Origin of the sequence: Limnohabitans sp., assembly GCF_040401495.1 — a bacterium.
GTDB lineage: Bacteria > Pseudomonadota > Gammaproteobacteria > Burkholderiales > Burkholderiaceae_C > Limnohabitans.
In genome coordinates this window covers 221,165-235,947 of the sequence record NZ_JBBAOI010000001.1, presented here as the reverse complement: position 1 = coordinate 235,947, position 14,783 = coordinate 221,165, and the positions used below count along the sequence as shown (strand labels likewise).

Sequence of the window (14,783 nt, the reverse complement as noted above, 5' to 3'; positions counted from 1 at the left end):
TTTAATACTGACAGTAACGGGGTTTTCCCTAGTATTGATGTGTCAAAAAAATATGACACTTAGGCAACTTTTGAATTGTGAATGCACCGAACCTGAAAATTCAGCATGGATCTGCAAGAAAGACAAGCCATGACCGAGCCATTAAGCTTGGCGATCAAAGCGCACGTGATTCCGCATTTGCTGAACCATTCGCCTAATGAATCTGCCGATATAGGTCTGTACAAGCAACAAAGTGAAGCTTTGGCCAAAGCCTGTTTATCTTTGCAGGCGCACGATCTTGAGACTTATGTCTTGAACATGCGTGGACAAGGCCTGGGCCTGGAAGCTTTGTTTTTGCAAACCATCCCGACGGCAGCGCGTTTGTTCCACGATTGGTGGGCGCAGGACGAAATCGACTTCATCGCCGTCACCCAAGCCAGTTACCGACTGCAAGAATTGGTCTACAGCCTCAGCGCAGAGTTTGTGTTGTCAGGACCCAAATGTGGCGGCTTGTCAAATTACAGCGCCTTGTTGGTCAACACCCCCAACTCGCAGCACTCGCTTGGACTGCTTATTCTTTCGCAATATTTCAAGCGGTATGGATGGCAAATATTGGGCGGCACCACTTGGCGGGAGCCTGATATGGTGATCATGGTGCAGTCAAGTCATTTTGATTTGATTGGTTTATCGGTGTCGGATGAAAAGCAATTTGGCTACTTGAAGCAATTGATAGCCAATTTGCGAAAAAAGTCACTCAACCCTGGTTTGTTGGTCATGGTGGGTGGGCCGATGCTGGCCAAGCACGCCCCATTGTGCGAATGGCTAGGGGCTGATTTTGCGTGCTTGCACGCCGATCAGGCGCAATTGATGGCGATGCAACGTGTCGAGCAGGCGCGTAAGTGGTTGGGAAAAGCTTCGGATTTGGCTGTTTTAAAGTGACAACTAGCTTGGACAAACTGTCTTAGAATAGGTTTATACCTAAAGCTTGCATTGTGTTTGATTTCGCCAGAAGGTTTGGCCCATGTTTTTATTGTTTTAACCAATGAATGCCTTCTGACCCTTGAAAACACCCGATTTAAATTCTTTTCATTTACAGCGCTTATTGCCAACTTTGGTTGACATCATGATGGTGTTAGACAAGCAATCGACTGTGCTTGAAGTCACAGTATTTGGCAAAGATTTACAGCGCTTAGACGGTTCGGGATTCAAAGGTCGCTCAATCCATGACTTTGTCAGCCACGACAGCAAAGATAAATTTGCACTGATGTTGGCTGCGGCGGGCGAGAAAGACGCCCCTGCGTGGCGGCATGTCAATTTTTCTCCCCTGCCTGGCCAAGATTTGCCTTTGCAAGTCAACCTTGTGCCGCAGGAGAAAGACGGCACAGTTTGGCTTTTCGGTCGCGATTTAAGCGGCTTATCGCAAATGCAAACCCGCTTGGTTGAGGCGCATCAGTCAATGGAGCGTGACTTTTTGCGTCTGCGTCACATGGAGGCACGTTACCGTTTGTTGTTTGAGTCGGTGGCTGACCCGATGTTGGTGGTCGATGTGGCGCAACGCCGTGTGATGGAGGCCAATAACGCGGCGCAAACGGTGTTCAAAGACCTCAGCCGCAAACTGCCGGGCAGCGATGTCGCGCAGTTGTTCGACCCCGATAAACGCGAGGCTTTGGACATCTTGCTTCGCCAAGCCCAAACAACGGGTCGCATGGAGTCGGGGCGGGTGCGTTACCTCAACGCAGAGCGCGACTGCAATTTGCATGTCTCGGTGTTCGTGCAAGAGGGTGGTCCGCAATACTTGTTGCGTCTGCAAGCCCTGAGCGCGCAACAAACCAGCCACACCGAGGCGCCTGTGATCAATTGGTTCCACCATGCCTTGGACCAAGCACCCGTGGGTTTTGTGGTGGCCGATCGCATGGGCACCATCCTTGCCAGCAACCCCGAGTTTTGCAGCATGGTAGGTGTTGCGTCGCACACCGTATTGGTCAACAGAAGTTTGGAAGATTGGTTGGCCAGAGGCGGTGTAGACCTTGGCGTGTTGTTGACCAATTTACGGCAGTCGCGCACTTTGCGCAGTTTTGCCACCGATCTGCGCAGCATGGTGGGCGTGCTCATTCCGGTAGATATCGCAGCTGTGACGCTCAATGGCGATGACCCCACCTACGGCTTTTTCTTCCACCAACTCTCTGGTGCCCGTGGGCGTGAGGTCATGCCCGCCACCAGTGGTGGTATGGCCGACTCGGTGGCGCAGTTGTCTCAATTGGTCGGGCGCATGCCCATGAAAGAAATCGTGGGTGAAACCAGCACCATGATTGAACGCATGTGTATTCAAGCCGCGCTTGAACTCACCCAAAATAACCGCGCATCTGCTGCCGAGATGCTGGGTTTGTCGCGGCAAAGCCTTTATGTGAAATTGCACCGCTATGGCATGGTTGCCGAAGACGAGTCAGAGTAAACCCTTAACCCTGCAAAAAAGCGTCAACTTAGATTGACATTTGTTTGTGTCAAATGAAAAATGGGGCTATGGCGCTTCCCCAACCTTCCGCTGTTTTACAACTTCTCAAGCCCGTCACCTGGTTCCCGCCCATGTGGGCGTTTGCTTGTGGTGCGGTGTCTTCTGCGCAATCGCTGGGTGAACACTGGCTATTGATCGTCAGTGGCATTGTGTTGGCAGGCCCCATGGTCTGCGCTTGCAGCCAAGCGGTGAACGACTGGTTTGACCGCCATGTAGACGCCATCAACGAGCCCCAACGGCCCATTCCCTCGGGGCGTATTCCTGGGCGCTGGGGCTTGTACATCGCTATCGTTTGGACCTTGTTGTCCATGCTGTGGGCGTGGCAACTAGGCACGTGGGCATTTCGCGCCACTTTGCTGGCGCTTGCGCTGGCGTGGGCCTACAGCGCACCCCCTTTTCGCTTCAAAAAAGATGGTTGGATTGGCAACGCCGCTTGTGCCTTGAGCTATGAAGGCTTGGCATGGATCACAGGCGCGGCCGTCATGCTGGGTGGCGCCATGCCAGACGCCCACATCATTACCTTGGCGCTGCTCTACAGCTTGGCAGCCCACGGCATCATGACCTTGAACGACTTCAAAGCCATCGAGGGCGACCGCCAAATGGGCGTGTGGTCGCTTCCCGTTCAACTTGGCGTCAAGGGTGCCGCAGGCACCGCTTGCTGGGTGATGTTGCTGCCGCAGTTTGTGGTGGTGGCTTTGTTGCTGTCTTGGGGTTTATTGCCCTACGCGGTGGCGGTGTTGCTGCTGATTTACGCGCAAACCCCTTTGATGATGCGCTTTATGCGTGACCCTGTGGGCCGGGCTTTAAGCCTCAGCGCTTTCGGTGTGCCATTGCTGGTCGCCGGCATGATGGTCAGCGCCTTTGCTTGGCGCAACGCCCCCCAACACCTGCTTACTTCTCAGGCTGATGCCATTCCCTTTTCCCTTGCGCAATCTCTTATCAGGAGCACTTCTCATGCAAAACTTGACTTATGACGTGGTGGTGGTCGGCGGAGGGCCAGCAGGTGCCACCGCAGCAGATGATTTAGCTCGCCTTGGGCGCCATGTGTTGCTGCTTGATCGGCAAGGGCGCATCAAGCCTTGCGGTGGCGCAATTCCGCCTCGCCTGATCAAAGACTTCCAGATCCCCGACGAGCTTTTGGTGGCCAAAGCACGGGCAGCTCGCATGGTCTCGCCCAAAGACAAAAAAGTTGATATCCCTATCGAGGGTGGCTTTGTGGGCATGGTCAACCGCGACCAGTTCGACGAATGGTTGCGTGTGCGAGCAGAAAACCACGGCGCGGTGCGTCAGCGCGGTATTTTTGACAAACTCAGCCGCGACGACGATGGTGTCAGCCGTGTGCATTTCACCATCCGCACTGACGACGGCTTGGAAAAAAACGCCAGTGTGCGGGGACGCTGCATCATCGGTGCCGATGGCGCTCGCTCGGAAGTGGCTCGCCAAGCCGCCGTGCCAGGTGCGGAAAAAACCAAGTATGTATTCGCCTACCACGAGATTGTCAAAACGCCCGAGAACATGGTGCAAACCGAGTCCGATCCCTCGCGTTGCGATGTGTATTACCGTGGCAGTTTGTCGCCCGACTTTTACGGCTGGGTCTTCCCCCATGGCGACACCATGAGCGTGGGGACTGGCAGCGCTGACAAAGGTTTTTCGCTGCGCGGCGCGGTAGGGCGCTTGCGCGACGCTGCAGGTTTGCAGCACGCCACGGTATTGCGCCGCGAAGGTGCGCCCTTGCCCATGAAACCCTTGCCGCGCTGGGACAACGGCCGCGATGTGGTGTTGGCGGGGGACGCAGCAGGCGTGGTCGCACCGGCTTCTGGCGAAGGCATTTACTACGCCATGCTAGGCGGTCGTCTCGCTGCGGATGCGGTTCATGCCTGCTTGACCGAGCGCAACCCTGCGGCATTGAAGCAAGCCCGCAAGCGCTTCATGAAAGACCACGGCACCGTGTTTTTGGTGCTGGGCATCATGCAGTATTTTTGGTACAGCACCGACAAACGCCGCGAAAGTTTTGTGAAGATGTGCGAAGACAAAGACGTGCAAAAACTCACCTTCGACTCTTACATGAACAAAAAGCTAGAGCGCAAAAAACCCATGGCGCATGTGAAGATTTTCTTTAAGGATATGGCGCATTTGATGGGCATGGCCAAGACCTGAGCAGGTATTCCACGCATCGCTTGGGCACTTCCTCATGCACTAAATGTCCATACCCCGCCCAATGCTCCAACTTGCCTTTGGACAGCAAAGCCAGCGCTTGCTTGCCTTGTGCGGGGGGGACGGCGCGGTCGTTGTCGCCCACCAAGATATGCACAGGGCAACGTAATAGGCGCAGCAGGGCGGGGCCCACAGACAAATCCCAAGCCGCCATCATTTTCAAAGCGCCTTGGGCATGCTCGGGGTCGGCGACCAGTCTGGCGTAAAGCGCTTTGCCTTTGTCGTCTAGCACCGACCCCGTACCCTCAAGCAATTTATCCACCATGCCCTGGCTGCTGGCTTGCTTGGCAAACCATTGCGGTACATGGTTGGTCAGGGCCAAGAGTTTGGCGGCAGGCGGAAACAGCAAACCTGCCAAGCCAGGCAAAGGCAACCAAGCGGGGTTGATCCCTACCAAGGCCTGTGGCGTTAGCCGCTGGGAGACCACCATTTGCGCCGCAATCGCAGCGCCTGCCGAGTGGCCGATAAACACATCCACAGGTACTTGCAGGGCTTGCATGAGCGTATGCAAACTGGCGGCCATGCCCGACAGCGACATGCCTTGACCCGCTGCCAACGAGCTGAACCCATGCCCAGGCAAATCCACTACCCATACCTGTGCATGTTCGGCCAAAGGCGTCAGCAAGTCTCGCCAAGTGTGTCCCGAGGCGCCGGTGCCATGGATGAGCAGCACCTTTGGTCCTTGGTGACCGGCTTGCTGCACATGCCAACGCACACCGGCGGCTTGCACAAACTGACTGCACGCCGAGTGCGGCCAATCGTGGCGATGCGCTTGCCAGTCCATGTCAGTCCTTCAGGGGGGGCAGCTTCGCCCTGTCGGGTTCACGGTGTCGGGAGGCAGCTTGCACCACTTGCGCCATGCGTTGGCTGTTGGCTTGGGGCAGCGGCACATATCGTGCACCCATGGCCAGAGCGATTTGTTCGGCTTGCGGCTCGGGTCGGGCTGAGGTGTCTATCCAAATGCTTTGCAGACCTTGCGAGCGCCATGCATTGGCCAGCGACAGCGATTCTTGGAAAGCCTGTGCCCGTCCACCACTGCCTTGCAAGCTGACATTGGCGCGGCCATCGCACAGCATCACAAGGCTAGGTGTCACTCCCAAGCGACGCTGCTGCAAGGCGAGTTCCAGCGCCAATTTCATCGCATGGGGTAAGGGGGTACCGCCGCCGCCGGGCAAACCTGCCAAGCTTCGTTTGGCACGAACCAGTGACTTGGTGGGCGGCAGCAAGACCTCGGCTTGGGTGCCGCGAAACCCCACCACACAGACCTGATCACGCCGCGCATACGACTGTGCCAGCAGCAACTCCACTGCGCCTTTGGCCTCGGCCAAGCGGTGCAGCGCGGCCGACCCCGAGGCGTCGATGGCAAAAATCAAACAGGTTTGGGTACGCTGGGCAAAGCGGTGGATATGAAAGTCTTCGGCACGAATAGCCAAGCGCGGGTTAGCACTGTGAGGCGTTGCAAGAGGCGAACGTAGCTTTTGGCGCGGCGCGGCGTGTCCCAAGGTGGCCAGCACATGCAAACGCGCACCTTGGCGCGGCAAGCCAGGGCGTGGCGGCAGCGGTGAGCCACGGCTGCGGCTTTGCCGCACATCGCCACTGCGGCTTTGGCCTCCCCCCTTGATTTGGGTGGTGCTGCTTTGTGCCAACTGGGCCAATACATCTGGCGGCAAGGTGGCCAAGGCGGCTTCCAACAGCAACTCGCCCATGTCCTGCGGCAAGCTGTCCTCTTCGGGGGGCTCGGGCGGCTCTTGGTCGGGTGGTGCAGGTTCCTCTTCGCTGGGCTCGGGAGGGTGTTCGGGCGGAGGTTCCTGAGGCTCTTCGGGTTGTTCAGGCGGTGCTTCTTGCTCGGGTGGTGCGGGCATCTGGGTGGCGCGTGGCGTCAGGCACAAACGTGCTGCACGCCCCAAGTCTGGGTCTTGCACCACATCGCTGTCGCGTAACGCAGCCAATACGCAAGCCAGTCGCACACAGGCCAAGGGGCCACGCAGGCTGGCAATGCCCATGGCCTGCGCCATCTGGGTGACGGCTTGTATTTGCTGGTCATTCAACCGCAGTGTGCGCATACGTTGCAATACCGCTTGGCGCTCTTGCTCGGCTTCACCGTCGGGGCTGCACAGCACGCCAATCAGTCCCAACACCTCGTCGCTGGCCTCTTCTTGTCGACCAAGGTGGCGTAAGTCCAGCCAGATGCCAAGACGTTCTTGCAAGGTCTCGGCCATCGCAGGTTCGTCTTCCAAGGCTTCATCCAAGGCGATCAGCCCCAGCCTTGCGTCTTGGCTGTCACCGCCGCCGTGGGGTGTTACGCGGCCGATATCGAGCACTTGCGCAAGAATAGCCGCTGCCTCACTTGCCATGCGCTCGGCCATGGGGGCGACCAACATCGATTGGTCCGATTGCGCTAGCAAACCGGCTTGGGTAACGGGGCGACCTGTGTTCAAGGTGGCGCTCAAATCCAAGCCACCCAAAAGGCGTTCGCTGTCGATGTTGTTGGGCAGGCGCCGCACGCCAGGGCGCAAGTGTTGCAGCAACGACAGCCACTCGTCGCGCACTGGCCCGTGCGGGCAACGCAGCCAAATGCCACGCAAACCCACGGGGTCGATATGCAGGGCCGCCAGCGCCCACAGCGCATCGTCCCAAGCCAGGTTCACGTGCCCAGCACCTCGGCAAGGGCGCGATCAACGCGGGTGCCCGACCCTGTGTCGTCCAAGGGGTTGCGGCGCAAGCGGTGGCGCAGTGCCATGGGTGCCACGGTGCGCAAATGCGCGGTACTGGCGGCTTTATGGCCTTGCATGGCTGCCAGCGAACGGCAAGCTCGCATGAGGGTGAGTTCGGCTCGCAAGCCATCGGTGCCCAGCGATTGGCATAACTGCGCACACAGTCGCAGCAAATCGTCGCCGACCTTGACCTTGTCGAGCAATTTACGGGCTTTCAAAATGTGTTCGCGCAAGCCTTCGTTTTGCGCTGCCCATTCATCACGAAACCCTTGCGGATCCCGCTCGAAAGCGTCACGGCGTTTGATGACGGCGATGCGTTGGTCAATGTCTTGCGGTGTGCGAACTTCCACTGACAAACCAAAACGGTCTAGCAACTGAGGGCGCAACTCGCCCTCCTCTGGGTTGCCGCTGCCCACGAGCACAAAGCGGGCGGGGTGGCGCACCGACAGGCCTTCGCGCTCGACCACGTTTTCGCCCGAGGCCGCAACATCAATCAGCAAATCGACCAAATGGTCTTCCAGTAAGTTGACCTCGTCGATGTACAAAAACCCGCGGTTGGCTTGCGCCAGTAAGCCGGGTGAAAACGCTTTGACGCCTTGGCTCAGGGCTTTTTCTAAGTCGAGCGCACCGACCACGCGGTCTTCGCTGGCACCCAGCGGCAAGTCGACCACCGGCACAGGGCGGGTTTCGGTTTTAGGGCGTTTGCCAGCCACTTTCAGGCTGGCGCAGTCGCTGCAGGTTGCGCCCGTGCTGGCGGGGTCGCAACCGTAGCGGCATCCCAGCACCACTTGCAATGGGGGGAGTAAATCGGCCAGCGCTCTGACCGCGGTGGATTTGCCGGTACCGCGATCCCCCAGCGCCAAAATGCCGCCGACTTTGGGGTCGATGGCGACGATTTGGATAGCGAGTTTCATTTCGTCTTGGCCGACGATGGCGGAGAAGGGGAAGGGGATGGCCATGGCGTGATCTTAAGCAATGCGCCGACGTCGGCGCGGTGAAAGCGTGCGGTTTTTTAGCTAGCGCTGTCTTCAAAAACACCTTCAAGCCGGTCTTCAAGCTCTTCACTGGCTTGGCGCAAGCGCTCCATCATGTCGGCATCGGGCTGCCAATAAGCGCGGTCCGAGGCTTCGATCAGGCGGTTGGCCAAGCGTGCCGAAGCGGTCGGGTTGAGTTTGGCAAGGCGGTCGCGCATCTCGGGGTTGAGTACAAAGGTTTCGGTCAATTGCTTGTACACCCAAGGTTGTACTTGGCCAGTAGTGGCTGACCAACCCATGGTGTTGGTGATGTGCACCTCAATTTGACGCACGCCCTCGTAGCCATGCGCCAACATGCCTTCGTACCACTTGGGGTTGAGCATGCGGGTGCGGGTCTCCAGAGACACTTGTTCGGACAGGCTGCGTACCAAGCCGTCACCTCGGGTTTGGTCGCCGATGTAGACGGGCGTGTCCACGCCGCCCTTGGCTTGGCGCACAGCGCGGGTGATGCCGCCCAAGGTGTCGAAATAGTTATCCACTGTGGTCACACCCAACTCGACCGAGTCAAGGTTTTGGTAGGTCAGTTGCACATCGGCCAAGGCGCTTTTGAGCAGGCCCTTGTGCTGCATGGGTTTGCCGCTCACGCCATAAGCAAAGCCTTTGCGCTGGCTGTAGGTTTTGGCGAGTTCGTCTTCGTCTTCCCAGCCGCCGTTTTCCACTAAGTTGTTCACATTCGAGCCATAAGCGCCATCGGCATTGCCAAACACCCGAAGCGCTGCGGTTTCCAAATCGCAACCATGCTCGGCTTGGTAGGCCAAGGCGTGTTTGCGCACAAAGTTGTCTTCGGGTGACTCGTCGGCTTGCGCGGCCAGCAAGGCGGCTTCGGCGATGAGTTTGATTTGCAAGGGCATCAAGTCGCGGAAGATGCCCGATAAGGTCACCACCACGTCAATGCGGGGGCGTCCCAATTCCGCCAGCGGGACAAGGCTTGCGCCCACCAGTCGGCCATAGCTGTCAAAGCGCGGTTTGGCACCGTACAGGCGCAATACCTGCGCAATTTGGCTACCCTCGGTTTTAAGGTTGTCGCTGCCCCACAGCACCATGGCCACCGACTCGGGCAAGGGGTTGCCGTCTTGTTGGTAGCGGGCGATGAGTTTGTCGGCTTGCACCGCGCCGTCTTTGACCGCGTAGGCGCTGGGAATGCGGAAGGGGTCAAAGCCGTGCAGGTTGCGACCTGTGGGCAAAACCTCGGGTGTGCGCATGATGTCGCCCCCGGGTGCTGGGCGGATGTAGCGGGCGTCCATGGCGGCGATCAAGCCATTGAGCTCGCTGTTCATCATCATTAAACGGTTGGCGTCGGCTAACTTTTCAAACAGCGCTGCATGGGCCTCTTGCCCAGCCAGACCACTTTTTGCCAGCGCTTTGGCAGGCGCAACACCTGCCACCAAGGCCTCGATGGCACTGCGCTCGGGCTTGGCTTCATAGCTGGCTTCAGCCATGGCCATGAGCATGTCCACCCGTTCGCTGTCAGAAGGTGCTTTGCCCACCACATGCAAGCCGTGGGGAATCAAGGTGTATTCCAGTTCCAAAATTTGCTCGCCTAATTTTTGGATACGTTTGGCGGCATTGAGTTCAGCAGGTGCATCCGTGGCCAAGGTCCAAGCCGGCGCCATGCTGACCAAGTCAAGCTCGGCGGCTTGGGCTTGCACCAAAGACATCAGTTCACCGCGTTCGTGATCTTGGTCCAACTCCAAACCGCGCCAGCGGTCGATGGAAGATTTAAGGTCTGCCAGACCTGCATACAAGCCTGATTCGGTCACGGGGGGCGTGAGGTAGCTGATCAGGGTGGCCGCGGCGCGGCGCTTGGCGATGGCACCCTCGGAGGGGTTGTTGGAGGCGTAAAGGTAGAAGTTGGGCAACTCGCCAATCATGCGGTCTGGCCAGCACAGCGCGGACATGCCGTTTTGTTTGCCAGGCATGAACTCCAAAGCACCGTGCGTACCAAAGTGCAGCACGGCGTTGGCGTTGAAGTCTTCTTTGAGGTAGCGGTAAAAAGCCGAAAACGCATGCGTGGGCGCAAAGCCTTTTTCGAACAGCAAGCGCATGGGGTCGCCTTCGTAGCCGAAGGACGGTTGCACCGCTACCAGCAGGTTGCCATACTGGTGCCCCATGACGAAGATGGATTGACCATTGGTGAGGTGTTTGCCCGGGGCAGGGCCCCATTGGGCTTCGATTTCAGAGAGCCATTTTTCGCGGCGAATGTGTTGCTCGGCAGGAATGAGGGTATGCACATTGGCGTCAGCACCGTATTGCTTGGCGTTGCCATACAAAATGCCCTCGCGCAGTGCGTCTACGCTGTCGGGTAAATCCACCGTGTAGCCCTGTGCCTTCATCTCCACCATGGTGTTGAACAGTGACTCGAACACCGCCAAATAAGCGGCGGTGCCGGTGTTGCCCGAGTTGGGCGGGAAGTTAAAGATGACCATGGCCACCTTGCGCTTGGCACGTTCGGAGCGTCGCAGATCGACCAATTTACCTACCCGTGCCGAGAGCATGGCGGTGCGCTCCACGCAGGTGAACATGTCTTGCTGCTTGTGTTCTTTGGTAAAGGTGCAGCGCTGTTGGCAACCAGTGCAGGTCACGCCGTCAGCCCCTGGGCGTCCGCCGTACACCATGGGTACGGTAGAGCCGTCTAGCTCGGGTATGGCAATCATGATGGTCGACTCTACCGGCAGCAAGCCGCGGTCAGAGTTGCCCCATTGGTCTAAGGTTTGGAACTCCACAGGGTGTGCCGCGATATAAGGCACATCCAGCTTAGCCAAAATTTCTTCGGCAGCGTGGGCGTCGTTGTAAGCAGGGCCGCCCACCAGCGAAAAGCCAGTCAGCGACACCACTGCATCCACCGTGGTTTGGCCGTTTTTCAAGAAAAAAGCATCGATGGCGGGTCGAGAATCCAGCCCAGAGGCGAACACTGGCACCACATTCAGGCCTTGTACTTCCATGGCTGCAATGACCGCATCGTAATGCTGGGCGTTGCCAGCGATCAGGTAGGAACGCAACAGAATAAGCCCCACGCGACCCCGCGCTTTGTCGGATGAGACCACAGTGGGCAAATCGCTCAGTTGGTCAGACAGCCGCGACTTCATGCGCGGGTGGTAAACGCCTACCTCGGGGTATTCCACCGGCGGCAAGACCTTGGCCTTAGATTTCACGCTAGCCGCACCCGCGTAGCGGTCGACCAAATAGTGCACCATGCCTTGGATGTTTTCTTGGGAGCCGCCCAGCCAATATTGCAAGGTGAGGAAATAAGCGCGCAGGTCTTGTGCAGTGCCGGGGATAAAGCGCAGCATTTGCGGGATGCGGCGCAACATTTTCATTTGCTTGGCCCCTGCAGCAGCTTTTTCGCTGTCATCTTTGGGGTTGCCACGCATTTTTTTCAAAAAAGCCATAGGTCCGCTGGCAGGCTTGGACATGTCAAGCTTGCCCAAGCGGGTGAGCTTGACCACTTCGCCCGCCGACATGGCGCAGACCATGGCGCTGCAATGGTCGCGCCTGTCTTGCAGATCAGCCAAGATGGGCAGGAAGTGATCTTCCATGAAGAGCATGGTGACGATAATGATGTCGCCTTGGGCGATATCTTGACGGCATTGCGCCAAGTGCTCGGGATTTCCGGCAAATTCAGAGGCAGAATGGATGGTCAAGCTCAGATTGGGCAGCAAACGTTTCAAGCCAACACGAGCGCGATCCACCGCACTGTTGAGGTGGGTGTCCATGGTGATAATCACCACGCGGGTGCTAACGACTTGCTGTGTGCCTTGCTTGAGTGGAAACGTCATGCAGTGTGCTCGTGGAAAAGTTCAGCGTTAATATCGGCTGACAAAACAATGTGTCAATTCACGTTGACATTATGGTTGTTTTCGGCGAGCAGACATTCGGGGAAACCCTAGGTTTGGATTATTTATCTTTGGGCACCTTTATTCTGTGATGACAAAATTTCAAACAACACCTCTTGCCAACTTTGTTACACCTTCTTGGCGAACGCATTGGCGCAGTTTGGCGCTGTGTTTTGTCATCAGTTTTGGCATTGCCGGCATTGGTAATGCTTTGACTGTGTTGGGCCCTTGGTATTACCAACTCAAGCATCCCGAGTGGAAACCACCAGACGCAGCTTTTGGCGCTATTTGGAGTTTGATATTTACCCTTTGCGCTATCAGCGCTTGGCTGGCGTGGCACCAAGCGCCCAGCGTGGTGCGTCGGGCCAAAGTCGTTGCCCTGTTTCTTTACAACGGTGCTCTCAATATTGTTTGGAGCTTTTTGTACTTTCATTTACAACGCCCAGATTGGGCGATGTGGGAATGGCTTTTCCTTTGGCTGAGCATTATTTGGCTGATTCAGGGCCTGTGGCGTGAATCGCGTTGGGCAGCTGTGCTGGTTATTCCCTATTTGATATGGGTTTCTGCGGCTGGGGTGCTCAACCATGACACCGTCATCCTGAATGGCCCATTTGTGCAGGCTTTGCCGTGGTTTATCCCAGTGTCAACCTAGGGTATGGTGACCGCGTTTTGTTAAAACATTAAAGCTAAGTCACAATTGCGGCTTTATTTTCGCCCTTAGGGGTAACTTTTATTGGAGATTTTTATGACCCGTCGTCGCGAATTCATGATCCAAGTCAGCGCAGGCAGCGCCGCTTTGTTGGCTGGCCGTTTTGCCATGGCTGCTGACATGGTTGCTGAAACCGACGCCCAGGCCGCCGCCTTGGGCTACAAGGCTGACACCAGCAAAGTCGACGCCAAGAAATTCCCCACCCACAAGGCCAGCCAAAACTGCGGCAACTGCGCATTGTTCCAAGGCAAAGCTGGTGACAAAGCCGGTATGTGTCCCTTGTTTGCAGGTAAACAAGTTGCATCAACTGGCTGGTGTAACGCCTACGCCCCCAAAGGCTAAATCGCTTTTTTCGGGGTTGCTCGTCAACCCTTAGCCCAAACCCCTGTTGCATTTGCCACAGGGGTTTTTTATTTCCTAAAACCATATTTCTGACTAAAAAAATAAACCTAGAAAATTAAGGGGTTTACGCTTATTGTGGAACCGGTTTGAAAGACAGAGGATCAGGCTTCACCTTTTTTTTACAACCCCTGAGGAGACAGTATGGATAAAAACTCAAACACCGCAGTACCCTCTGAAGCCCAAAGCGCTTCTGCCAAGCCCATGAGCCTGGCTCGTCGTGGATTTTTGGCCAGCGCCGCCGCTGGAGTGGCCGCAGCAACAGCCACTGTCACAGCCAGCGCCAATGACAAATTCCAACAAGGCCGTGACTGGACAGGTAACCACCCTGTCACTTACCCAGAGCCAGCTTTTGAAGTGATGGACAGTCGCTTCAGCGGCCGCCAAGGCAATGCCACACTGCAGCGCATTTGGCACGGTCAAGGCCACGACGCCGCACTGTGGTGTGAAGGCCCAGTGTGGATGGGCGACTGGGGCTGTTTGCTGTGGAGCGACATTCCTAACAACCGCGTGTTGCGTTGGAACGAAGAAAACGGCGCTGTCAGCACCTTCCAATCAGATTCCGGCTACTCCAATGGCCACTCACGGGACACCCAAGGTCGTTTGCTTGCCATGGAACACGACACACGTCGTGTGCGTCGTCGCAACTATGACGGCACATGGACTATTTTGTGCGACAGCTTCGGTGGCAAAAAACTCAATGCGCCTAACGATGCGGCCACCACACCTGACGGCTCCATCTACTTCACAGACCCTGGCTACGGCATCATGGGCCCCTATGAAGGCCACAAGGCAGAGTTCGAGTTGCCCACGCGCGTGTACCGCATTGCGCCCGATGGCAAGGTCACCGTGGCGGCCGAAGGCCCCATGCGCCGTCCTAACGGCATTTGCTTCTCGCCCGACTTCAAGAAGTGCTATGTGGTTGACACTGGTGCGACCGACGGCCCTGGCAACCCCGCCAACATCATCGTGTTTGATGTGAAAGACCAAAAACTCAGCAACCCCAAAGTTTTCGCCGACTTTGCCCCTGGATTCACCGACGGTATCCGTTGTGACACCGATGGCAATGTGTGGTGCGGCTGGGGTTGGGGCGGCATGGAAACCAACGGCGTTCGTGTTCATCACCCCGATGGCACTTTGTTGGCTTTCTTGCACACGCCCGAAGTGATTGCCAACCTGACGTTCGGTGGCACCAAGCGCAACCGTTTGTTCATGACCGGCTCTACCTCCATTTACGCTTTGTACGTGAATGCACAAGGTCATGCCTTAAGCTAAACTGCCCTCAACCGGCGCAGCTGGCCCCACACCGCGAAAGCGTTGTGGGGTTTTTTCATGGTGAAAGCGACCTAGTGAATACCCTTAAACGTCAACTTTAATTGACACATGGCC

General features: G+C 56.9%; 11 protein-coding genes. 7 read left to right on the top strand and 4 right to left on the bottom strand.

The genetic code is table 11. The annotated features are described in order from the left end of the window. The first annotated feature begins 105 nt into the window (after positions 1–105). The 4 genes from AC9UEO_RS01205 to AC9UEO_RS01190 all read left to right on the top strand — a co-directional run bounded on the left by AC9UEO_RS01205 (position 106) and on the right by AC9UEO_RS01190 (position 4,648). Positions 106–918 carry a cobalamin B12-binding domain-containing protein gene (locus tag AC9UEO_RS01205; RefSeq protein WP_509528811.1) on the top strand — a complete coding sequence of 271 codons (813 nt, stop codon included), beginning with the start codon at positions 106–108 and terminating at the stop codon, positions 916–918. 121 nt (positions 919–1,039) lie between these two features. Beyond that, a complete protein-coding gene (gene ppsR, locus AC9UEO_RS01200; RefSeq protein ID WP_509528809.1) occupies positions 1,040–2,431 on the top strand; it encodes a transcriptional regulator PpsR in 1,392 nt (463 codons plus the stop codon). A 53-nt stretch (positions 2,432–2,484) separates the two neighbouring features. Further along, on the top strand, positions 2,485–3,465 hold the full coding sequence (gene chlG / locus AC9UEO_RS01195; RefSeq protein ID WP_509528807.1) for a chlorophyll synthase ChlG: 981 nt from the start codon (positions 2,485–2,487) through the stop codon (positions 3,463–3,465). Then, on the top strand, positions 3,446–4,648 hold the full coding sequence (locus tag AC9UEO_RS01190) for a geranylgeranyl diphosphate reductase (protein WP_509528804.1): 1,203 nt from the start codon (positions 3,446–3,448) through the stop codon (positions 4,646–4,648). Before chlG ends, AC9UEO_RS01190 begins: the two co-directional genes overlap by 20 nt. Here AC9UEO_RS01190 and bchO read toward each other — a convergent pair. The 4 genes from bchO to AC9UEO_RS01170 are packed head-to-tail and all read right to left on the bottom strand — an operon-like array spanning position 4,608 to position 12,229. Continuing rightward, positions 4,608–5,489: an alpha/beta fold hydrolase BchO gene (gene bchO / locus AC9UEO_RS01185; RefSeq protein WP_509528802.1), complete on the bottom strand. Its 882-nt coding sequence runs from the start codon at positions 5,487–5,489 to the stop codon at positions 4,608–4,610. The two genes, AC9UEO_RS01190 and bchO, sit on opposite strands and share 41 nt — an antisense overlap. 1 nt (position 5,490) lies before the next feature. Beyond that, positions 5,491–7,353 carry a magnesium chelatase subunit D gene (locus AC9UEO_RS01180; RefSeq protein ID WP_509528799.1) on the bottom strand — a complete coding sequence of 621 codons (1,863 nt, stop codon included), beginning with the start codon at positions 7,351–7,353 and terminating at the stop codon, positions 5,491–5,493. Next, on the bottom strand, positions 7,350–8,378 hold the full coding sequence (gene bchI / locus AC9UEO_RS01175; protein WP_509528796.1) for a magnesium chelatase ATPase subunit I: 1,029 nt from the start codon (positions 8,376–8,378) through the stop codon (positions 7,350–7,352). Before bchI ends, AC9UEO_RS01180 begins: the two co-directional genes overlap by 4 nt. A gap of 53 nt (positions 8,379–8,431) precedes the next feature. Further along, the gene (locus AC9UEO_RS01170) at positions 8,432–12,229 is read right to left on the bottom strand and encodes a magnesium chelatase subunit H (RefSeq protein ID WP_509528794.1); all 3,798 of its coding nucleotides are present in this window, start codon (positions 12,227–12,229) and stop codon (positions 8,432–8,434) included. Positions 12,230–12,377: 148 nt separating this feature from the next. Here AC9UEO_RS01170 and AC9UEO_RS01165 point away from each other — a divergent pair, with 148 nt between their 5' ends. The 3 genes from AC9UEO_RS01165 to AC9UEO_RS01155 all read left to right on the top strand — a co-directional run bounded on the left by AC9UEO_RS01165 (position 12,378) and on the right by AC9UEO_RS01155 (position 14,669). Beyond that, positions 12,378–12,938, top strand: coding sequence for a TspO/MBR family protein (locus tag AC9UEO_RS01165; protein ID WP_509528791.1), 561 nt, complete (start codon positions 12,378–12,380; stop codon positions 12,936–12,938). A 93-nt stretch (positions 12,939–13,031) separates the two neighbouring features. Then, a complete protein-coding gene (locus AC9UEO_RS01160) occupies positions 13,032–13,337 on the top strand; it encodes a high-potential iron-sulfur protein (RefSeq protein ID WP_509528789.1) in 306 nt (101 codons plus the stop codon). 201 nt (positions 13,338–13,538) lie between these two features. Beyond that, on the top strand, positions 13,539–14,669 hold the full coding sequence (locus AC9UEO_RS01155; protein ID WP_509528787.1) for an SMP-30/gluconolactonase/LRE family protein: 1,131 nt from the start codon (positions 13,539–13,541) through the stop codon (positions 14,667–14,669). Positions 14,670–14,783: the final 114 nt, after the last annotated feature.

Bases quoted from the DNA above. Each gene is read 5' to 3' on its own strand.
- AC9UEO_RS01160 (WP_509528789.1), top strand. From the start codon at position 13,032: ATGACCCGTCGTCGCGAATTCATGATCCAAGTCAGCGCAGGCAGCGCC.
- AC9UEO_RS01170 (WP_509528794.1), bottom strand. From the start codon at position 12,229: ATGACGTTTCCACTCAAGCAAGGCACACAGCAAGTCGTTAGCACCCGC.
- AC9UEO_RS01190 (WP_509528804.1), top strand. From the start codon at position 3,446: ATGCAAAACTTGACTTATGACGTGGTGGTGGTCGGCGGAGGGCCAGCA.
- bchI (WP_509528796.1), bottom strand. From the start codon at position 8,378: ATGGCCATCCCCTTCCCCTTCTCCGCCATCGTCGGCCAAGACGAAATG.
- chlG (WP_509528807.1), top strand. From the start codon at position 2,485: ATGAAAAATGGGGCTATGGCGCTTCCCCAACCTTCCGCTGTTTTACAA.
- bchO (WP_509528802.1), bottom strand. From the start codon at position 5,489: ATGGACTGGCAAGCGCATCGCCACGATTGGCCGCACTCGGCGTGCAGT.
- AC9UEO_RS01165 (WP_509528791.1), top strand. From the start codon at position 12,378: ATGACAAAATTTCAAACAACACCTCTTGCCAACTTTGTTACACCTTCT.
- AC9UEO_RS01155 (WP_509528787.1), top strand. From the start codon at position 13,539: ATGGATAAAAACTCAAACACCGCAGTACCCTCTGAAGCCCAAAGCGCT.
- AC9UEO_RS01205 (WP_509528811.1), top strand. From the start codon at position 106: ATGGATCTGCAAGAAAGACAAGCCATGACCGAGCCATTAAGCTTGGCG.